Below are 20331 nucleotides of genomic sequence, written 5' to 3' on the forward strand. Positions count from 1 at the left end.
CCGGCGATGAGTTCTGCCGGGACGGGCGGTCTGCCCTTCGGACAGCCTCAGGAGGAGACCCGTGGAACAGCTGCTCAGAGTCATGAACTTCACCGTCTCGCGCGACGGTTTCGGCGCCGGCGAGAACCAGAGCCTCGAGAGGCCCTTCGGCCACGCCGATCCCGGGAGCATGTTCTCCTGGGCCGGTGCCACGGCGAGCTGGCCGATGCGCACCGACCACGGCGGCAGCCGCGGAATCGACGACTACTTCACGCGGGACTTCGCCCGCAACATCGGCGCGGAGATCATGGGCCGGAACAAGTTCGGTCCGCAGCGCGGGCCCTGGAAGGACCTGGAGTGGCGTGGGTGGTGGGGTGACGAACCGCCGTTCCACACCCCGGTGTTCGTGATGACCCACCACCCGCGTCCGTCGTTCTCGCTCTCCGACACCACGTTCCACTTCGTGGACGCCGACCCGGCCACGGTCCTCGCGCGGGCACGGGAGGCCGCGGAGGGCAAGGACGTCCGGCTCGGCGGCGGGGCCACCACCGTCCGGGAGTTCCTCGACGCCGGCCTCGTGGACACCCTGCACGTGGCGGTCTGCGACATGGAGATCGGGTCGGGCGCACAGCTGTGGGAGTCGCCCGACGAGCTCCTCGACCGGTTCCACCTGGAGGTGGTGCCCAGCCCGAGCGGCGTCACGCACCACCTGTTCTGGCGTAGGTGAGCGTCGGGAAGGCAGGCTTCAGCCGACCTGGCCGCCCGCGCGGTCGGCGATGTGCGCCGGTGGTGCGATGCCCTCCGGGAGGACCGGGTCGGGGACGGGGGTGCCGAAGGTCGTGACGAGCGGGAGGACCCCGGCCCACAGACCCAGTTCCGCGTCGGGGCTGTCGCCGTCGTCCGGCGGGCCCGAGGCGATCTTCACCGACGCCTCGGTGAGGTCGAGGGCGAGCAGCGAGGTCGCCGCCAGCTCCTTCCGGCTGGGCTGCCGGGCGTACTCCCACTGGCCCGGCGTGCTCTGCTCGGTGAGCGCCCGCAGCCCGCGCAGCTTCTCCTCCGGGTCGGTCACCTCGCGCGGAACGCCGTAGATCATCGCGCACCGGTAGTTGACTCCGTGCTCGAAGACGGACCGGGCGAGAACCAGTCCGTCGACGTGCGTCACGGTGACGCAGACGGTGGCGTCGGGCGCCTGGACCAGGCTGCGGCTGGCGACGGAGCCGTGGAGGTAGAGGCAGTCCCCCTCGGTGCCGTACACGGTGGGCACCACCATCGGGGTGCCGTCGACGGTGACGCCGAGGTGGCAGAGGAACCCGGCGGCGAGCACCGCCTCCAGATCGGCCCGCCGGTGGCTGCCCTTGTGGCGCATCCGGCGCAGCCGGGTCCGCTCGGTCACGGCCAGTTCGTCCGCGGCGGGTATCCGTTCGGAGGCGGTGCTCATCGTGTCGTCCTCTTCGGGGGTGGTGGCGTGATCGTGCGGGCCATCGTTCCAGGTTTTCTACGTTCTCCGGCCGCGCTTTGCCACCGCCGCCCACCTGTCGGAACGGCCCCTAGGCCTCGCTCCCGGCCGCCAGCAGCTTCTTCTCCGCGTCCTCGCTCAGCCCGTCGGCCGTGCTCAGCTCGCCCGCTGGTACGCCCTGTTGCCAGGCCCAGGTGTCGGCGACGGTCTCCTCGGCGGGGCGGCAGGCGAGGCCCGTCGCGAGGGCGCGCGTGACGTCGCCCGCGTGGACCGCCGCGTGGAAGTCCGTACCGACAGGCGCCCAGATGGGGAGGTCGGTCCAGGGCGAGACGCCGGCCGCCTCGATCGCCTCCGGGGTGGTCCAGTGCAGGCGGGCGCCGGAGCCGGTGACGCGGACGCAGAGGTCGAGGAGTTCGCCGATGGTGGTGTGGCCCGGCTCGGAGACCAGGTTGTACGGGCCGTGCAGTCCCTTGTCGAGGGCGTCGAGGAGCCACGTCGCGAGGTCGCGCGCGTCGACGTACTGGAGCGGGGTGTCGCGCGGGCCCGGCGCGGGGACGACGCCTCCCCGGCTGATCCGGGCCAGCCACCACAGCAGGCGGCCGGCGTTCTCGCGCGGGCCCAGGATCAGGCCGGGGCGGACCAGCAGCGCGCGTTCGGCGCCGAGTTCGCGGACGACCGCCAACTCGGCGCCCCTCTTGTCGGCCGCGAAGTCCGTGGCGTCGGCGTCCGGGTCGCCCTCGGCCGTCGGCCCGAACTCGTCGAGTCCGGCGGGTGCGGGCCACGCGTACACCGAGCGGCTGGAGACGAAGGCGTGGCGCCCGACGCGGTCGGCCAGCAGACGGGCCGTGTCGCGGACCGTGCGCGGCGCGCCCGACCAGGTGTCGACGACCGCGTCCCACTCCCCCTCGGCGAGCGCGCCGAGGCCGTCCTGAGCGGTGCGGTCGCCCCGCAGGACCTGGACGCCCGGCGGGGCCGGGTGCTCGCCCCGGTGGAACACGGTCACGTCCCAGCCCCGGTCGCGCGCGGCCTCGGCGACCGCGCGGCCCACGAAGTCCGTTCCGCCGAGCAGCAGCAGCCTCATCGTCGTCCCTTTCGATCGTGCTCGGGTGTGCCGTCCCTGGGTGCGTCCTCCCCGGATCGGCCGTGCTCGGGTGTGTCTTCGTGGGTGGCCACCGCCGCCGCGTACCCCGGCAGCGTCGGTACGTCGGCCTGGTGCCGGCCGGGGAGGACGACGGGCCGGTGTCCGGTGCCGACGCGCACCGTGGCCGGCGGTGTGTTGAGGCCGGTGCCCGTGGCCTTCAGGTAGGCCTCCTTACGGGTCCAGCAGCGCGCGAACGCGGCCGGGCGGGCGGCCTCGGGGAGTGCGGCCAGTTCGCGGAGCTCCTCGGGGTGCAGCGCCGTCGGCGCTGTCGCCGCGACGACGTCCGGCGGCGGCACCTCCTCGACGTCGACGCCGACCGCGACGTCCGCCACGGCGACGGCCACGAGGTCACCGGCGTGGGACAGCGAGAAGTGCACGCCGGTGTCGCCCGCGACGACGGGGCGGCCGTGCGGTCCGCCGCAGTCCGTGCAGGGCAGGCGGACGATCCGGACCGCCGCGGGCGCCACGTCGAGCCGCTCGCCGAGGATGCGGCGGAGCGACACATGGGCGACGAGGTAGCGGTCGCGGTCCGCCGCCGTGTGGAGGGCGGCGAGCCTGGCGTGTTCGGCGGCGTCCAGGACCGACGCGTGGCGGGCGGCCTCCGTGAGGTGCCCGGAGACCCGCCACTGCCACACGCGCGCCGGCCCGACGGCCGACCCCCGCGAAGGGGCCGGAGTCACCGCGCGGTGCGATCGCGGTACGCGGCGAAACGCTCGGCGATCTCCTGGGCGCGGCCCTCGGCCTCCGACAGCTTCATCTCGGGGCAGTCGTAGCCGATCTCCTCCGAGAGGATCGCCATCGCCGACGGCTCGAAGACGACGGTGCCGTCCGGGCGGATCTCGCTGATGCCGTCCTGCACCTGACCGGAGACGTTGATGGCGTGCGCCTCCTCCGGGGTCATGCCGTCCGGCAGAACGGCCCGGAACTTGCCGTTCTCGATGGCCACCGGGTAGCCGCCGAGCGCCCCGTCCGCGCCCGGCGCGTGGACCAGCGCGTCGCGCTCGTCGGCCAGCGGCTCCAGAACGCTCAGGGCGGAGGACGCGGTCATCGTCTGGCCGGGCAGGCCGCCGGTGCGGCGGTACTCGGCGGGCAGGCGGTTCAGGAGCGCCGCCACGTCCAGCTCGCCGGTGACGTCCCGGCCGTCGACGCGGATGCCGAGGCCCATGGCCGCCGGGCCGCTGTTGCCCGTACGGGAGAGGCGGTGGGAGACGTAGTGGTGCGCGACCAGGCGCACCTCGACGTCGGCGGTGGAGCGGCCCAGCTCGTCGGCGGCCACCGACGTGATGCCGGGGACGTTGTTGGCGACGTTGCCGATGCCGATGTCGGGCGAGAGGCCGATCGCGGCGAGCGCGGGGTGGACGGCGTCGGGGAAGGCGGCGTTGACGACGAGGGCGTGGCTGCCGGAGAGCCGGACCGCCTCCATGGCCTTCATCACCGGCACGAGGTGCATCGGCAGCCAGGGGCCGAAGTTGGCGCGGTACACCCGCTGGAAGGCGGCCTGCTCCAGGGTGGAGATGACCCACCAGGCCTGGTAGCTGACGGCCAGGAAGATGATGTCGGGTGCGAAGGCGGCTATCCGCTCGGCGGTGCGGGCCACGTCCGTGACGTCCGTCTGCGCGTGGCTGACGGTGGTGGTGTGGCCGCGCTGGACGCTGCAGAAGCGCGTCAGGTTGGCGGCGCGCAGGGTGGTCTCCTCGTCGCGGCCGACGAGCTGGACGTGGCGCTCGTTCGGGCTGTGCGCCAGCTCGTGGAAGACGCGGCGGCCGATGTCGCCGGAGCCGAGGACCATGATTCTGCGGGCGCCGTTCACGCGGGTGTCGTTCACGCGGACGTCGTTCATGAGGTGCCTCCGAGGTGTGCGGCAGCGGCGAGGGAGGGCGCGACGGGCGCCATGAGGTGGGCTTCGAGGACGAGTCGGGGCAGCAGGCGCATGGACGGGAAGGTGACGGCGCCCTCGCGGTGCGGCCCGGTGGCCGGGTCGGCGGTGTACTGCAGCACCCGCATCCCGGCCCCCAGCGCGGCGTCGACGCCGACCGGGCTGTCCTCGATCACCACGCACGCGTCGGGTGCGACGCCGCACTGCTCGGCCGCCCACAGGAACAGCTTCGGGTCGGGCTTCCAGGCGTCGATGTCGTACGCGGAGAAGAGCCGGCCCTCGAAGTGACGCAGGATCCCCGCCTTGCGCAGGCGGCTCTCCATGATGGCGAGCGGGCTGTTGGAGGCCACGCACATCCGGTCGCCGAGGGTGGCGGCGAGCTGCTCCAGGGCGTACGCGACGCCGTCGATGGGCTCGATCCGGTCGCCGATCAGCTCCTCGCACTTGGCGCGGGCGATCGCCATGGCGTCCCGTGGCGGAGGGGTCCCGGTGAGATCCGCCATCAGGTCGAGGCACTCCTGCATCTTCTTGCCGGAGAACAGCTCGTCGCGCTGCTCCTTGTCCAGGCGCAGGCCCATCAGCTCGCCGACGTACGCGAGCCCGCCGTTCTCGGCGTCCTGGGTGTCGACCAGGACGCCGTCCAGGTCGAACACCGCGAAGGGGCGGCCGGTTCGGGTTCCGGTGGGAGGTCCGGTGCGGTCACTCATAGTCGATCCAGTCCACGCTCTCGATGGCGGCGACGGTCGCGGCCAGTTCCTCATGGGTGGCGGCGGAGCCGATGACGGCCGCCGTGTTGCCGCGCGCGCCGATCCGCCAGTCCACGTCGGCGCCCGGCTCGGCGAGCACGACGACCCGGTCGACGTGCGCGAGGCGGCGCAGCGCGGAGACGTTGCGGATGGCGCGCACCCGGCGGGCCCCGACCGGCGGAACGGTCAGGTAGTGGAAGGCGATCGGCCCGCCCCTCTTGACCTCCGGCGTCTCGTACGGGAGGCCGAGGGCCGCCGCGACGGCGACGCGCGCCGGGTCGGAGGTGCCGGAGCGGACGGCGAGGTCGTCGACCCAGGCGCCGAGCCTGCCGTTGACCTCGATGACCCGGGGGCCGGCCTCGGTCAGCTTGATCTCGACGTCGGCGACGCCGTGGATGTTCAGGGCCCGCACCGCGGCGCACGCCAGGTCGCGGACCGCGCGCTCCTCGTCCTCGGGCACGACGGAGAAACCGCCGTAGCCGCCGCGCTCGCGGAACGGTTCCGCCAGCGCGAACTTGCTGGTGACGAAGACCGGCCGGACGTCGTCGCCGTCGGCGACGCAGTCCACCGCGATGTAGTCGCCCCAGGGCGCCGGGGTCGGCCGCCCGACGAGCAGCTCCTCCAGCATCACGGCCGTCTCGGCCGGCCCGCCGTCGGTGCCGGCGAAGATCCCGGCTATGACCGCCCGGCACTCCTCGGGGGTGGTGACGGACACGGTGTTGCGGCTGGACGCGCCGATCACCGGCTTGATGATCGCGGGGAGTCCGACATGGGCGATCGCCTCGTCGGTCTGCTCCGGCCCGGTGAGTGTCCGGAAGCGCACGCTGTCGACGCCGGCCTGCGCGAACCGCTCCCGCTGGAGGTCCTTGTGCGTGATCGCCTCGACATCGGCGGGGCGGTGGTAGCGCAGCCCGAGGGCCTCGGCGAGCCGGACGGTGGGCGCGATCTGGAACTCGCTGAACGTGATGATGCCCGCCGGGCCGAGCGCCCGCAGCGTCTCCACGGTCTCCGTCTCGGTGCGGCCCGCGGTGTTCACGACGGTGCCGACCATCTCCAGGGTGGGGATCATCTCCTGCGCGTGCGCGGTGTCGGCCGTGACGAACACGAGCGCGCAGCCCACCCCTTGAGCCGCCTCGGCGAGACGGGTGGGGGCGAGGCTCCCGGCGTCGTAGACGACAAGGAGGACGGGCGTGCCCGTCGTACCGGTACCGGTCATGGTCAGCCTCCGGCCGGGAAGGCGCCGGCGCGGCGCGCGGCGGTCAGCGCCCGCGCCAGCGACTCGACGGTGGAATGGGTGAACAGGGCCCGTACGGGGATCTCCAGGCCGAACTCCTCCTGGAGCTTCAGCGCCACCCGGGTGGCGGTCAGCGAGTCGCCGCCCAGGTCGAAGAAGTCGTCGTGCGCGCCGACCTCGTCGGCCCAGAGCGCCTCGGCGAACACCCGGGCCACCGCCCGCTCGGCGGGGGTGCGCGGCGCCACGAACTCGGCCTCCAGGCCGGTGCGTTCGCCGTCGGGCGCGGGGAGCGCCGTACGGTCGGTCTTGCCGCTGGTGGTCAGCGGCAGCCGGTCGAGGAAGACGTACGCGCCGGGCACCATGTAGCCGGGCAGGGTCCGCCCGCCCCAGTCGCGCAGCGCCCCGATGCCGGGGGTCGCGCCGGGCGCGGGGACGACGTACGCCACGAGCGCCTTCTCGCCGGGGGCGGCACCGGGGACGTCCTCGCGGACGGTGACGACGCACGCCTCGACATCGGCGTGGGCCAGCAACGCGGCCTCGATCTCCCCGAGTTCGATGCGGAAGCCGCGCACCTTGACCTGGTGGTCGAGGCGGCCGAGGAACTCCAGTTCGCCACCGGGCAGCCAGCGCACCAGGTCGCCGGTGCGGTAGACCCGGCCCTCGGCGAAGGGGTTCGCGCCGAACCGCTCGGCGGTCAGGTCCTCGCGCCCCAGGTAGCCCCGGGCCACGCCCGCGCCGCCGACGAGGAGTTCGCCGGGTACGCCGACGGGGACCGGGCGGTCCGTGTCGTCGACGACGTACAGCCGCGTGCCGGCGGTCGGGCGGCCGATGGGGATCACCCCGGTGGTGTCCGTGATCTCGGCGACGGAGGCGTAGACGGTGGTCTCCGTCGGGCCGTAGCCGTTGAGGACGCGGGTGGCGACGCGGAGCATCCGCGCGGCCAGCTCGGCCGGAAGCGCCTCACCCGCGGCGAAGATCTCCAGGGCGCGCGGCCGGTCGCCGAGGGCGTCCAGGAGCGGCCGCAGGGCGGACGGGGTGGCCTGGACGAGGGTGACGGCGTGCCGGTCGATCAGCTCCACGAGGGCGTGCGGGGTGTGGATCTGGTCCTGGGTCGCCCCGATGATCCGGCCGCCGGTGATCAGCGGCAGGAAGACCTCCACGCCCGCGATGTCGAACGTCGCGGAGGTGGTGAAGAGCACCCGCTCGCAGGCCGGCGCGGGAAAGGTCTCCCGCATCCCGGCGAGCAGGGTGAGGAAGCCGCCCCGGGTGACGGCGACGCCCTTGGGCGTGCCGGTGGAGCCGGAGGTGTAGAGGACGTACGCGAGGTGCTCGGGTGTCGCGTGGGCCTCGGGGGCGACGGCTCCCGCGGCCTCTCCCGCGGCTCCCGCCGCGGCGATCGCCTCGCGGTCGGTGTCGACGGCGACGAGGGTGCGCGGGCCGGACAGCCGCTCCCGCAGCGACTCCTGGGTGACGACGACCGGCGCGGCCGTGTCCTGGAGGACGAACCGCAGGCGGTCCACGGGGTGTTGCGGATCGAGCGGTACGTACGCGGCGCCCGACCTGAGGACCGCGAGCAGCGCCACGATCAGCTCGGGGCCGCGCTCCAGACAGACGCCGACGGGCACGTCGGGGCCGGCGCCGAGGCCGCGCAGGTGGTGCGCGAGCCGGTCGGCGCGGGCGTCGAGCTCCCCGTACGTGACCTCCTCCGCGCCGAAGACGACCGCGACGGCGTCCGGCGTCCGGCGCGCCTGCTCGGCGACCAGCTCGGCCACACCGGGCCCCATGGGGGCGCCGGACCGGCCGACGCCCCAGTCGTCCACCAGCAGCTCGCGCTCGGCGGCGGTCAGCGGGTCGAGGCCGCTCAGCGTGGTGTCCGGGGCGTCGGCGATCGTGGTGAGCAGCGTGAGGTAGTTCCCCGCGAACCGCTCGGCGCTCGCCGCGTCGAACAGGTCGGTGGCGTACCCGACGCGGAGGACGAGCCGCCCGTCCCCGTCCTCGTACCCGAGGACCAGGTCCGGCGGGCACCCGCCGGAGACCTCGGCGGGCTCACCGAAGAACGCCTGCGCCAGCGGGTGGCGGCTCGTGTCCGAGCCGGGGGCCGGCTCGGAGGCCGGTCGGGCGAGGGGCTGCGCCGCGTCCCGGCCGCGCGTGAGGGCCGCGTCCGCCGCCGCCGCCAGGGCGGCGAAGGTGGGGTCGCCGGTCAGGGACGCGCGGACGACCGCGAACGCGCCGGACTCGTCCGGTACGCCGACCCCGAGGTCTCGTGTCCGGGACCACCGGCCGAGCAGCACCTGGTAGGCGGCCAGCAGGACGGCCGGCAGGCCGGTGCCGTACTCGGCGGCGGCCTTGCGCAGCGCCTGGGTGGTGCCGTCCGGGACCGGCCGGTCGACCTGGGCCGTGCCGGCCGTCCGTACCGCGGTACGCGGCCGGTCCGTGGGCAGCTCCAGCGGTTCCAGGCCCGCCAGTTCGGTACGCCGGTACTCCAGCGCGTCGGTCATGACCCCTCCGAGGTGCCGAGGATCCGCGCCAGTGCCTTGCGGTCCGTCTTGCCGTTGTCGTTGAGCGGGAGCCCGTCGGGCAGGTGCGTGAGCGTGCCGGGAACCATGTGCAGCGGCAGCGCCTCGCGCAGCCACGCGTCGAACCGCGCGGGCTCCACCTCGCGGCCCGCGTAGGCCGCGACCAGTTCCGTCTCTCCGTCCGCGCCCGGCAGCGCGAGCACGGCGGCGTCGATGACGTACGGGTGCCGGTGCACCGCCGCCTCGACCTCGCCCAGTTCGACGCGGAAGCCCCGCACCTTGACCTGCTGGTCGAGCCGGCCGCAGTGCACGAGGAGGCCGTTCTCGCGGCGGACCCGGTCGCCGGTGCGGTACCAGTGGCGGTCGGTCAGCTCCGTGGTGCCGTCGTAGACGGCGGCCGGGCCGCCGCCCTCCTCGTACGAGAGGAACCGGCCGGCGTTCTCGCGCGGGTCGAGGTAGCCGTCGAAGCGCTGCGGTCCGCGCACGCACAGCTCGCCCTCGTCGGCGGCAAGACCGTCCTCGTCGAGCAGCACGAGGTCCATCTCCGGGAACGCGACGCCGATCGGGACGGTGCCGTTGGAGAACACCGGCCAGTCCGCGCTGTCGCCGTCCAGGCCGTGGTTGGTGCAGCAGACCGTCAGCTCGGTGGGCCCGTACACGTTGTGGATCCGCGCGTGCGGGGCGACCGCCCGCCACAGCTCCGCGTGCTGCGCGGTGACCGGCTCGGCACCGAACATGCTGTGCTTGAGGGTGACCGCGCGGCCCAGCGGCAGGTTGCCGAGCCGCTGCGCCTCACGGACCACGGACGGCACCGAGAACCAGTGGGTGAGCCGGCGCTCCACGATGAAGTCGACGGGCCGGAACAGGTCGGCGGCGAGCGGCACCACCATCGTCGCGCCGCCGCCCCAGGTCCCGAACAGGTCGAAAAGGTGCGCGTCGAAGGTCAGGCCGAAGGTCTGGGTGAGCCGGGCGCCCGGCGCGACCTCGTACCGCGCGATGGTGTGCGCGAGGTACGCCGCCGCGTTCCGGTGCCGGATCGGCACCCCCTTGGGCCGGCCGGTCGAGCCGGAGGTGAACAGCAGGTACGCCTCGCGGTCGACGTCCGTGGGCACGGGCGGCAGGCCCTGCTCCACCACGTCCACCTGGGCGGTGTCCGCCCGCTCCGCCTCGTCGAGTTCGAGGACGGTCGGCCGGTGCCGCTCGGGCAGCCGCGCGAACAGCCCGGCGGTCCTGCCCGCCACCAGGGCCACCTCGACCCCGGCCCGCTGGGCGATGTCGAGGTTGCGCTGCTCGGGGTAGTCGGGGTTCAGCGGGACGATGCACGCGCCGAGCCGCTGGACCGCCAGGTAGCCGGCGTACGCGGCGACGGAACGGTTCGCCGCCAGGGCCACGCGGGTGGGCAGCGAGCCGTGCTTGCGGGCGATGCGGTCGGCGAGGGTGAGGGCGAGGGCGCGCAGTTCGCCGTACGTGAGGACCTCGTCGCCGATCTCCAGCGCGGGAAGGTCCGGGTGGCGCAGCGCCGACTCCTCGAACAGCTGGTAGAGCGTGCGTGGTTGCCGCTGGTTCATCGGTTCCTCGCTGTCGGTGTGCTGGTCGGGCGGGTGCGGCCGCGGGCGCGCATGGCCTCGGCGCGGGCCTGCGCCCTGTCGTGGGCGCGCTCCTTGGCGGAGGCGGGCGCGGAGTCGGAGGCGGACGTGGAGTCCGCCGCGGAGGCCGCGGTCGGCTGGTGCGGGATCCGGGCCCCGAAGAAGGCGGCCATGGCGCGGACGGTGGAGTGGCGGAACAGGTCCACCACGTCGACGTCACGGCCCAGATCGGCGTGGAGCCGGTCGCGGAGCCGGATCAGGAGAAGGGAGTTGCCGCCGACGTCGAAGAAGTTCTCGGCCGGGCCGACGGCCCGCCCGAGGACGTGTTCCCAGGCGGCGGCCACGGTCCGCTCGGTGTCGCTGACGGGACGCGCCTCGCCCTCCTGGGCCGTACGGCGGGCCCGCTCGGCGGCCTCGGCGAGCAGCGTGGCGGTCCGCTCCCGGTCGGGGCGGCCGGTGGGCAGCAGCGGAAGGGCGTCCACGACGTGCAGCCGGGCGGGCATCAGGAACCCGGGGGCCAGGTCGCGCAGGTGGGTGCGGAGCGCGTCGGCGGTCAGACCGCTGCCGGACCGCGCGGCGACGCCCGCGCCCAGGGTGCCGTCCGCCCGGTCCACGAGGACCTGGGCGCGCACGACGTCGGGGTGGGCCAGCAGCGCGGCCTCGACGTCGACGGCGGCGACCGGCACGCCCCGCGACCGGACGCGGTCGGTGGCCCGCCCGGCGAGGACGAAGCGCCCGTCGGTGGTCTGCCGCGCCAGGTCACCGGTGGCGTACATCCGGGCGCCCGGCTCGGCGGCGAACGGGTCGGGCAGGTAGCGCTCGGCGGTACGGCTCGGCCGGTCCAGGTACCCCCGGGTGACGGCCGGGCCGCCGATGTACAGCTCGCCCAGGGCGCCGGGCACGGCGGGCGCGCCGAACCGGTCGAGGACGTACGCGGTGGCCCCGGCGGGGAGGCCCAGGGGCACGGGGCCGAAGCCCGCCGCGTCCCCGGCCTCCGCGCGCCCCGCGAGCACGGGGCCGGCGGTCTCGGCGGTGGCGTACAGCTGGTGGACGTCGACCCCTGCCGTCCGCGCGGCGTCGAGCGCCCTCGGGAAGAGGGGCTCGCCGTGGGTCAGGACGGTGGTGGGGCGGCCGCCCGTGAGGAGCCCGTCCAGCTCGCCGGGTGTGGCGAGGACGGTCGCCTCGTCGCGGCCGGTCGGGACGACCGCCCGGCCGCCGCCGGTCAGCGGGCCGAACAGCTCCAGGAAGGCGGCCGGCGAGTCGGGCGGGGCGAGCAGGGTCACCGCGTCCAGCGCGTCCGCGGGCAGTTCCCGGTGGGCCCAGCGCAGCCGGGACACCAGGTTGCGGTGCTCGGCGACGACGGCGCGCGGCTCTCCCGTGGTTCCCGACGTCCGCAGGATCCAGGCGGCGTTGCCGGCCTGTACCCGTACGGGGGACGGCGCGCTCTCGCCGCCGTCCGGCTCCTCGGCGTCCAGGACGTCCACCCGGGTCTGGTCGAACAGCGCACCGGAGAACGCGTCCGCGAGGACCGTCCGCAGACCCGCGTCGTCCACGGCGAGCCGCAGCAGGAACGCGGGCAGCGCCGGGTCGAGCGGGACGCACACCCCGCCCGCCCTGACCACGCCCAGCTGGGCGGCGGCCAGCGCGAAGGACGGCGCCACGCAGACCCCGACCGGGGTCTCCGGAGCGGTCCCGCGCGCCCGCAGGGCCGCGGCCACCCGCTCGGCGGCCTGGTCGAGTTCGCGGTACGTCCAGCCGCGCGCCCCGGCGGTCACGGCGACGGCGTCGGGGGTACGGGCGATCTGCTCGGCCACCAGGTCGTGCAGGCAGCTGTCGTCCTCGGACGCCTCCGGGGCCGCCGGGGCCTCGGTGCGCAGCAGCGCGGAGACCCGGGCGCGCGGGTCGGCGCCGATCCGCTCCAGGACGGTGCGCAGCCGGGCCAGGAGCAGCTCGACGCTGGCGGGTTCGAAGAGGTCGAGGCGGAAGTCGGCGAGGGCGAGGAGGCCGTCCTCGGTCTCGATCGTGTCGATCGCCAGGTCGGTCTTCATGGTCGGCAGCCGCAGCTCGGCGGCGCCGATCCGGACGCCGGCCGCCTCGTGCACGGGCGCGGCCGGGGAGTGCGTGTACATGACCTGGTACAGCGGGTGGTAGCTGGGATCGCGGGCGAGGCCGAGCTCGTCCATGACCTCGTCGACGAGCAGGTCGGGGTGGTCCAGGGCGTCGAGGAGGTCGCCGCGCACCCGGCCGACGAGGTCGGTGAACTCGGCGTCGTCGGACAGGTCCGCGCGCAGCACCACGGGCCGGGTGAGGTAGCCGACGACACCGGCGCTCTCGGTGGTGTCACGGCCGGAGAGGGCCATGCCGGTCAGCACGTCGGTGGAGCCGTACTGGCTGAGCACCACGTCGACGGCGGCCTTCAGGACCATGAAGAGGCTGGCGCGCCGGGTCCGGGCGAGCTGACGCAGCGGCTCGACCACGGAGGCGGGTATGTGCGCGGTGACGCGACCGCCCTGGTGTCCGGCGCGGGCCGTGCGCGGCCCGGCGAGGGGCAGTTCGATCAGGTCCGGGGCGCCGGCGAGGCGCTTCGTCCAGTACGCCAGGCGCTCGGCGCGGGCCTGCTCGTCCTCGGCGGCTCGCCGGGCGAGGAACTCCCCGTACCCGACGGCGCGGGGCGGCAGCGGGTCTTCCTGGGACCGCGCGAACGCGCCGTACAACGCCGTGAGTTCGGAGGTGAACAGCTCCAGCGAGGCGCCGTCGAAGACGATGTGGTGGACGCCGACGAGCAGCTGGTGCCGCTCCGGGCCGAGGCGCAGCAGCCGCGTCCGCAGCAGCGGTCCGCCGTCGAGGTCGAAGGGGGTGGCGGCGAAGGCCTCGGCCGTGGCGGCCGCCTCCTCCTCCGTCACCTCGACGCGGTCGAGGTCCAGCGCCGGCGGTGCGCCGATCTCCTGCACCGGCTCTCCGTCCGGGCCGCGCACGATCCGTACCCGCAGCGCGTCGTGCCGGGCGACGAGGGCGTCCAGGGCGCGCCCCAGAGCGGCCACGTCCAGGGGGCCTTCGACGGTGACGGCGAAGGGGATGGTGAAGAACGGGTCGCCGGGCCGGAGCCGGCCCAGGGCCCAGAGCCGCCGCTGGGCGGGGCTCAGGGGAAGGTGTCTGCCGTTCACGCGACCGCCTCCGGTTCCGGCGTGCCGGCCGTGGCGCCCGAGCGGCCGCGCCCTCGCGGGACCAGCAGGACCAGTGCGGCGACCACCAGGACGCCACCGGCCCAGACGATCGAGCCCGCGATGCCGACGAGCCCGGCGAGCAGGCCGCCGACCACGACGCCGACGACGGTGAAGTTGACCATCAGGGCGTTGAGCAGGCCGACGCCCCGGCCGCGCAGCTCCTCGGGGAGGTCGCTGAGCAGCGTGTTGGCGACCGGCACCTGGAAGAGGCCGGAGCCGAGGCCCGCGAGCACGCACCACGCCAGGACGACGCCCAGGCCGAGCGCGTTCCTGTCGGTGGCGTCCCAGACCGCCCCGGTGGGGGCGAGCAGCAGCAGGGAGGCGCCGAACAGCACGATCGAGCCGATGAGCAGCTTCCGGTCGGAGAACCGGCGGACCAGCGCCGGACCGGTCAGGGCGCCGATGACGCTGCCCGCGCCGAACCCGGCCTGCGCGAGGCCGAAGCTGGTGGCGGGCAGCTCGAAGACGTTGAGGAGCTGGGAGTTGAGGTTGGTGGTGAAGAGGCCGAGGACCAGCATCACCGGGACCATGACGATGGCCAGGAACTTCAGCGACGGTACGGCGAGGACCCCGGAGACGCCGGTGCGCAGTTGCCGCCAGTACCCCTCGCGCCCGCTGTCGGCGCCCTTCACGGGCACCTCCCGGAGCACGGCCATGCTGGCGAGGAGGACGGCGGAGATCGCGAACGTCGCCGCGTCGAGGACGAAGACGACGGTGACGCTGCCGAAGGCGATGAGCAGGCCGCCGAGCGCCGGGCCGATCAGGTTCAGGGTGTGGTTGGTGGACTGGAAGAGGGCGACGGCCGTCGGGATGCTGTGCCCGCGCACGATCAGTGGGATCGCCGTGATGCGGGCCGTCTCGAAGAAGGCCTTGGCGATGCCGCTGAGCAGGATCAGCACCAGCAGGAGCAGCGGGGAGTCCCGTACGACGATCATCGCGAGGACGAGGACGATCCGGACCAGGTCGGAGCCGACCATGAGGAGCCGGGCCGGCAGCCGGTCGGCGAGCGGGCCCACGAAGGCGCCGAGCAGCCCGAACGGCAGCAGCTGCGCGATGACGACCAGCGACACGTACAGGACCGGGTCGTCGGTCTCGGTGGCCACGACGTAGATCAGGGTGATCTTCGTGATGGCGTCACCGAGGAAGGAGGCGACGACGGCCAGCCAGTACCGGATGTAGGTGCGGTCCTTCAGGAGCTCAAGCATGGTCGCCTCCGTCACCGGGCGTGCCGGTGTTCAGTACGTCGTTGAGCACGGCGGCGACGCCCTCGATGTGGGGGTGGCGCATCATCGTGTAGTGGTTTCCGGCGACCGTGCGGACGTCGAAGGACTGTCCGGTCAGCTCCCGCCAGGAGGACGCCAGGTCCCAGGTCTCCTCGGCGGCGCGGATCAGCGTGACTCTGCCCTTGACGGGCGCGGGCCGGAAGTTCCACATCAGGCGCAGGTTGGCGACCCACAGGGTGTGGATGTCCCGGATCTGCTCGCGGCCGGCGTCCGGCGGTACGTAGCCGGAGGAGCGGGCGATGTCGAGCAGGTAGTCGAGATGCCCGTCCGTGTCCATGGTCCGGAGTTCGGCGAGGGGCTTGAGCCGGTCGCCGTAGTCCCACTGGAGGTTGGCGGCGATCGCCTCGACGATCTCGGCCGGGTCGGGCTCCGAGCCGGGCTCGACCACGGCGGGCGCGTGCGCGTCCATCATGACGACGGACACCTCGGAGCCGTCCTTCTCCAGCTCGCTCGCCACGGCGAAGGCGTTGGCGCCGCCGTAGCACCAGCCGGCCAGCGTGTACGGGCCCTCGGGCTGCGTCTCGCGGATCAGGGCGGCGAACTGGGCGGCGCGGTCGCCGAAGCCGTCGAACGGCAGCTTCCCGTCGACCGGCGGCGGACAGGCGAGCGCGTACAGCGGCCGGCCCGCGGGCTCGACGAGTTCGGCGAACGGCAGGTAGCAGACGACCTCGCTGCCGGCCGGGTGGGCGAAGAACACCGGGGAGCCGGTGCCCGTGCCGGAGCCGAGCTCCACCAGGTGGACCCCGGTCTCGGCCCGGTAGCCTTCGCGCAGCATCCGGGCGAAGCGGTCGACGGTGGCGCCCTGGAAGATCGCGGCCATCGGCAGCTGCTGCCCGAACCGCTTCTCGATCTCCGCCATCAGGCGCAGCACGAGCAGGGAGTGGCCGCCCAGGTCGAAGAACCGGTCGTGCAGGCCGATCGGGGAGACCCCGAGGACCTCCTCCCAGATGTGGGCGACCTCCAGCTCGACGGCGTCGCGCGGCGCCACGTAGTTCGCCGCGTCCCGCTCGATCGCCGGGGCGGGCAGCGCGCGCCGGTCGATCTTGCCGCTGGTGTTCAGCGGGAAGGTCTCCAGGCGGACGATCGCGGCCGGGACCATGTAGTCGGGGAGCGTGCCGCGCAGGTGCTCGCGCAGCCGCTCGGCGTCGAGCGTCTCGTCGGCGCTCTCGACGTAGCCGGTGAGCCGCTTGTCGCCGGGCCGGTCCTCACGGACCAGGGCGACCGCGCGGCGCACCGCCGGGTGCTCCTCCAACCGGGCCTCGATCTCGCCCAGTTCGATACGGAAGCCGCGCAGCTTGACCTGGCCGTCGTCACGGCCGAGGAAGACGAGGGTGCCGTCCTCGCGCAGCCGCGCCTTGTCGCCGGTGAAGTAGAGGCGGGCGCCCGGGGTCGTCCCGTACGGGTCGGGCACGAAGCGTTCGGCGGTCAGTCCGGGGCGGCCGCGGTAGCCGCGGGCCACGCCCCTGCCGCCGAGGTAGAGGTCGCCGGGCATGCCGACCGGCACGGGGTCGAGGCGCTCGTCGAGGACGTACACCTGGGTGTTGTCCAGCGGGCGGCCGATGGAGATCTGCCCGGTGCCGCTGTCCAGGCGGTGGAAGGTGGACCAGATCGTGGTCTCCGTCGGGCCGTACACGTTCCAGGTGCGGCCGGGCTCGACCACCAGCTGCTCGGCGAGCGACGGGGGCAGTGCCTCGCCGCCCACGAGCACGCGCAGCGAGCCGTCGCGCTGCCATCCGGCCTCCACGAGGAGGTGCCAGGTGGCGGGCGTGGCCTGCATGACGGTGGCGCCGATCTCGCCGAGCAGCGCGGCCAGGCGCCGGCCGTCGACGGCCTGCTCCTTGGTGACGACGTGCACCCGCGCGCCGCTGATCAGCGGGGCGTACAGCTCCAGGCCCGAGATGTCGAAGGTGACGGGGGTGACGGCGGCGAGGGTGTCGCCCGGGCCGAGCCCGGTCTCCCGGGCCATCGCGAGCAGCAGGTTGACCAGGTTGCGGTGGGTGACCTCGACGCCCTTGGGGCGGCCGGTGGAACCCGAGGTGTAGATGACGTACGCGAGCCGGTCCTCGCCGAAGCCGGACGCCGCACGCGCGGGCTCGGCGGACGCGCCCGCGATCGCCTCGGCGTCGGTGTCCAGGCAGACCCGCTCGCCGGGGCATTCCGCGAGCGCGTCGAGCAGCCCGGAGCGGGTCAGCAGGAACGCGGCGCCCGCGTCCCCGGTCATGTCCGCGAGCCGCTGCGCCGGATAGCCGGCGTCGAGCGGCAGGTAGGCACCGCCCGACATGGCGACGCCGAGCAGGGCGACGACAAGGTCCACCGAGCGTTCCAGGCAGACGCCGACGACGGTCTCGGGGGCCACGCCCCGGCTCTGCAGGTGGGCGGCCAACCGGCCGCTGCGGTCGAGCAGTTCGGCGTAGGTCAGCTCCTCGGCGCCGCAGGAGACGGCGACCGCGTCGGGGGTGGCGGCGGCCTGGCGGCGCACCAGGTCGTCGAGGGCGAGACCGGGCTCGCGCTCGACCGCGGTGTCGTTCCACTCGACCAGGAGGGTGTGCGCCTCGGCGGCGTCGACCAGGGACAGTTCGCCGACGCTACGGCCGGCGTCCTGCGTCATCTGCTCCAGGACGCGCAGCACCTGCCGGGCCATCCGGGCCATCGTCGACTCGTCGAAGAGGTCGGTGTTGTACTCGAAGAGGCCGTGGAAGTGGTCGGCGGCGAGCGCCGGGTCGTCGAGGAACCCGAGCATCACGTCGTCCTTGGCGGTGGCGTTGTCAAGCATCAGCTCCTCGACGCGCAGCCCGGCCATCGGCGGCGGGTCCTCGTGGACGAAGTCCACGAGGATGAAGGACGCCTGGTAGATCGGCGTGCGGCTGGGGTCCCGTTCGAGGTCGAGCTCGTCCAGGAGGGTGCCGAACGGGATGTCGTGGTGGTCGAAGGCGCCGAGCATCGTGGAGCGGGTCGCCTGGAGCAGCTCGCGCACGGTCAGCTCGGGCGCGACGGTGGTCCGCAGCGGCAGCATGGTGAGGAAGTAGCCGACCATCGGCTCGGTCTCGGGCCTGCTTCGGGTGGAGGAGGTGGTGCCGACGACGACGTCCTGCTGGCCGCTGAGCCGGGCGAGGAGCGTCTGCCAGGCCGCGAGCAGCACGATGTTGACCGTGACGTCCTCGCGCTTGGCGAGGTCCCGGATCGCCTGCGTCAGCTCCGGGGTGAGCGGGAACTGGTAGCGGGCGCCGTTGGAGGTCATCAGCGGCGGGCGCGGCCGGTCCGTGGGGAGTTCCAGGACGAGTTCGGCGCCTTCGAGCTGCTTCTTCCAGTACGGCAGGTGCTTGTGGGCGACCTCCTCGCGCAGCCACTGCGGCTGCCACTCCGAGTAGTCCGCGTAGTGCACGTCGATCTCGGGCAGCTTCGGCTCGCGGCCGGTGGCGAACGCCGTGTAGAACTCGGCGAACTCGGCGTTGAAGAGGCCCATCGAGCCGCGGTCCCAGACCAGGTGGTCGACGGTGCCGACGAGCACGTGCTCCTCGTCGGCGGTCCGCAGTATCGCGATCCGCAGGAGCGGACCGTTGACCAGGTCGAACGGGGCGCGCATCTCCTCGGTGGCGAGACGCGTCAGCTCGGCGTCCCGCTCGGCGTCGGGGACGGAGCGCAGGTCGACGTGGCGGACGGTCACCGTCATGGAGTCGTGGACGACCTGGACGGGCGCGTGGCCGTCCTGCTCGAACGTGGTCCGCATCGCCTCGTGGCGCTGGACGAACGCGTCGGTGGCCCGCTGCAGCGCGTCCCGGTCCAGCTCGCCGTACAGCTTCGAGGCGAAGTACACGTTGTACAGCGGGTCCTCGGTGTCGAACTGGTGGATGAGCCAGATGCGTTCCTGGTCCACGGTGAGCGGGATCCGGTCGCCGCCGCTACGCCGCGGGATCGGGGCGTTCGTCGCGGGTACCTGGGCGCGTTCGCGCATCTTCTTGTCGAGCAGGGCCCGCTGGGCGGGGGTGAGGCCGGCCAGCCGGTTGGCGAGTTCGGTCACGACTGCTCTCCTTCGGGCGTGGCCCGGTACCGGTTCTTGAGTTCGGTGAGGTGTTCCAGGCCCTTGACGACCTGGTCGTTGGCGAGGCCGAAGTCGACCAGGCAGGCCACCTCGTCGACGCCGATGTCGACCAGGTCCTCGATCAGGGCCTCGCACGTGTCGGGGGTGCCGAGCAGCGCGAGGGAGTCGAAGTAGCGCTCGAAGGTGGCGTCGAGCATCACGTCCCGCTCGGCCTCGGAGAGCTTGGAGTACTCGCTGCCGAAGCTGTCCTGCTGGGCCAGGAAGGTCTTCAGGTACGCCGTCAGCGGCTTCCTCACGATCTCCCGGGCGGTGTCCACGTCGGCGTCCAGGAAGGTGTGCACCATCGCCGTGACCTTGGCGCGGGCCGGGTCGTGCCCGGCGCCGACGAGGGCCTCGCGGTAGGCCGCGATCTTGTCCTTCAGGTCGGCGGGCCGCTGGGCGACGAGCCCGGTCAGCAGGTACGCACCGGCCTCACCGGCCTTGACGAACGTCTCGGGGCTGCCCTGCGCCGACACCCAGATGGGCAGTTCGGCCTGGAGGGGCCGCGGCAGCGTCCGTACGGACTGCAAGGAGCCGTCGGCGCGGGGCAGTTCGACGCTCTCACCGGCCCAGAGCCGCTGGATCGTGCCGATCGCCTCGAACATCTCCTCCTTGCGGCGCGGGTAGCGCGCCTGCCCGTCGCCGGGGGCGAGGAGGAAGTCGTCGGGGTGCCAGCCGGAGGCGGCGGAGAGCGCGGCCCGCCCGCCGGAGAGGTTGTCGACGACCGCCCACTCCTCGGCCACCCGCACCGGGTGGTGCAGCGGCAGGACGCAGCTGCCCGCGCGGATCTGGATCCGCTGGGTCTGGACGGCGATGGCGGCGGCCAGGACGGAGGGGTTCGGGTACAGCCCGCCGAAGTCCACGAAGTGCCGCTCGGGCACCCAGATCCCGGCGAAGCCGTTGGCGTCGCCGTACCGGGCGCTCTCCATCAGCAGGTCGTACTTCCCCGGGCCCGCGGCCGTGCCGTCGCCGGAGAAGAAGAACAGGCTGAACTCCATCGTGCTGCCCGCACGCCGGGTCCGGCGCGGGGCGGCCGGCTGCCGGCCCGCGCCCGTCCGCTCGCCGGTGTCCACGCCGGCGGGGCCCTTGACGCCCCGCTCGCGCATCGAGCGCTCAAGGACCGCCCGCTGCTCGGGGGTCAGCGACGCGAGCCGCTCCTGCAAGGCGCGTGCCTGCGCGGCCTGGTTCTCGGTGGTCGTGTCGTCAGCCATG

The 20331-nt window shown here is 74.0% G+C and carries 13 protein-coding genes; 1 reads left to right on the plus strand and 12 read right to left on the minus strand.

Annotation, left to right across the window (positions count from 1 at the left end; translation table 11 throughout):
• The first annotated feature begins 61 nt into the window (after nucleotides 1–61).
• A complete protein-coding gene (locus ACWF79_RS17860; protein WP_453729037.1) occupies nucleotides 62–706 on the plus strand; it encodes a dihydrofolate reductase family protein in 645 nt (214 codons plus the stop codon).
• Between the two features lie 18 nt (nucleotides 707–724).
• On the opposite strand, the gene ACWF79_RS17865 is transcribed toward ACWF79_RS17860, so the two are convergent.
• From ACWF79_RS17865 to ACWF79_RS17920, 12 genes are all read right to left on the minus strand, one after another.
• Entirely contained in the window at nucleotides 725–1417 is a 693-nt protein-coding gene (locus ACWF79_RS17865) for a pyridoxamine 5'-phosphate oxidase family protein (protein WP_453729038.1), read from the minus strand.
• 109 nt (nucleotides 1418–1526) lie between these two features.
• Nucleotides 1527–2516 (minus strand): NAD-dependent epimerase/dehydratase family protein, encoded by a 990-nt coding sequence (locus ACWF79_RS17870; protein ID WP_453729039.1) that lies wholly within the window; start codon nucleotides 2514–2516, stop codon nucleotides 1527–1529.
• Nucleotides 2513–3256 carry a 4'-phosphopantetheinyl transferase family protein gene (locus ACWF79_RS17875; protein ID WP_453729040.1) on the minus strand — a complete coding sequence of 248 codons (744 nt, stop codon included), beginning with the start codon at nucleotides 3254–3256 and terminating at the stop codon, nucleotides 2513–2515. Before ACWF79_RS17875 ends, ACWF79_RS17870 begins: the two co-directional genes overlap by 4 nt.
• Nucleotides 3253–4416 carry a hypothetical protein gene (locus ACWF79_RS17880; RefSeq protein ID WP_453729041.1) on the minus strand — a complete coding sequence of 388 codons (1164 nt, stop codon included), beginning with the start codon at nucleotides 4414–4416 and terminating at the stop codon, nucleotides 3253–3255. The genes ACWF79_RS17875 and ACWF79_RS17880 overlap by 4 nt, the downstream gene beginning before the upstream one ends.
• Nucleotides 4413–5159, minus strand: a complete 747-nt coding sequence (locus tag ACWF79_RS17885; RefSeq protein ID WP_453729042.1) for an HAD family hydrolase — start codon at nucleotides 5157–5159, stop codon at nucleotides 4413–4415. Before ACWF79_RS17885 ends, ACWF79_RS17880 begins: the two co-directional genes overlap by 4 nt.
• On the minus strand, nucleotides 5152–6414 hold the full coding sequence (locus ACWF79_RS17890) for an ATP-grasp domain-containing protein (RefSeq protein ID WP_453729043.1): 1263 nt from the start codon (nucleotides 6412–6414) through the stop codon (nucleotides 5152–5154). Before ACWF79_RS17890 ends, ACWF79_RS17885 begins: the two co-directional genes overlap by 8 nt.
• A gap of 2 nt (nucleotides 6415–6416) precedes the next feature.
• Nucleotides 6417–8930, minus strand: coding sequence for a non-ribosomal peptide synthetase (locus ACWF79_RS17895; protein WP_453729044.1), 2514 nt, complete (start codon nucleotides 8928–8930; stop codon nucleotides 6417–6419).
• Nucleotides 8927–10516, minus strand: a complete 1590-nt coding sequence (locus tag ACWF79_RS17900; protein ID WP_453729045.1) for an amino acid adenylation domain-containing protein — start codon at nucleotides 10514–10516, stop codon at nucleotides 8927–8929. The genes ACWF79_RS17895 and ACWF79_RS17900 overlap by 4 nt, the downstream gene beginning before the upstream one ends.
• Nucleotides 10513–13698: a condensation domain-containing protein gene (locus ACWF79_RS17905; protein WP_453729046.1), complete on the minus strand. Its 3186-nt coding sequence runs from the start codon at nucleotides 13696–13698 to the stop codon at nucleotides 10513–10515. The genes ACWF79_RS17900 and ACWF79_RS17905 overlap by 4 nt, the downstream gene beginning before the upstream one ends.
• Nucleotides 13695–14963: an MFS transporter gene (locus ACWF79_RS17910; RefSeq protein ID WP_453729047.1), complete on the minus strand. Its 1269-nt coding sequence runs from the start codon at nucleotides 14961–14963 to the stop codon at nucleotides 13695–13697. The genes ACWF79_RS17905 and ACWF79_RS17910 overlap by 4 nt, the downstream gene beginning before the upstream one ends.
• Nucleotides 14956–19059, minus strand: coding sequence for a non-ribosomal peptide synthetase (locus tag ACWF79_RS17915; RefSeq protein ID WP_453729048.1), 4104 nt, complete (start codon nucleotides 19057–19059; stop codon nucleotides 14956–14958). The genes ACWF79_RS17910 and ACWF79_RS17915 overlap by 8 nt, the downstream gene beginning before the upstream one ends.
• Nucleotides 19056–20330: a MupA/Atu3671 family FMN-dependent luciferase-like monooxygenase gene (locus tag ACWF79_RS17920; protein WP_453729049.1), complete on the minus strand. Its 1275-nt coding sequence runs from the start codon at nucleotides 20328–20330 to the stop codon at nucleotides 19056–19058. Before ACWF79_RS17920 ends, ACWF79_RS17915 begins: the two co-directional genes overlap by 4 nt.
• Between the last annotated feature and the right edge of the window lies 1 nt (nucleotide 20331).

It is taken from the genome of Streptomyces sp. NPDC054975, assembly GCF_053609105.1.

What these genes read in the sequence shown, in the direction of transcription:
- ACWF79_RS17890 (WP_453729043.1), bottom strand. Translation starts at nt 6,414, where the DNA reads ATGACCGGTACCGGTACGACGGGCACGCCCGTCCTCCTTGTCGTCTAC.
- ACWF79_RS17880 (WP_453729041.1), bottom strand. Translation starts at nt 4,416, where the DNA reads ATGAACGACGTCCGCGTGAACGACACCCGCGTGAACGGCGCCCGCAGA.
- ACWF79_RS17900 (WP_453729045.1), bottom strand. Translation starts at nt 10,516, where the DNA reads ATGAACCAGCGGCAACCACGCACGCTCTACCAGCTGTTCGAGGAGTCG.
- ACWF79_RS17885 (WP_453729042.1), bottom strand. Translation starts at nt 5,159, where the DNA reads ATGAGTGACCGCACCGGACCTCCCACCGGAACCCGAACCGGCCGCCCC.
- ACWF79_RS17920 (WP_453729049.1), bottom strand. Translation starts at nt 20,330, where the DNA reads ATGGCTGACGACACGACCACCGAGAACCAGGCCGCGCAGGCACGCGCC.
- ACWF79_RS17910 (WP_453729047.1), bottom strand. Translation starts at nt 14,963, where the DNA reads ATGCTTGAGCTCCTGAAGGACCGCACCTACATCCGGTACTGGCTGGCC.
- ACWF79_RS17870 (WP_453729039.1), bottom strand. Translation starts at nt 2,516, where the DNA reads ATGAGGCTGCTGCTGCTCGGCGGAACGGACTTCGTGGGCCGCGCGGTC.
- ACWF79_RS17865 (WP_453729038.1), bottom strand. Translation starts at nt 1,417, where the DNA reads ATGAGCACCGCCTCCGAACGGATACCCGCCGCGGACGAACTGGCCGTG.
- ACWF79_RS17895 (WP_453729044.1), bottom strand. Translation starts at nt 8,930, where the DNA reads ATGACCGACGCGCTGGAGTACCGGCGTACCGAACTGGCGGGCCTGGAA.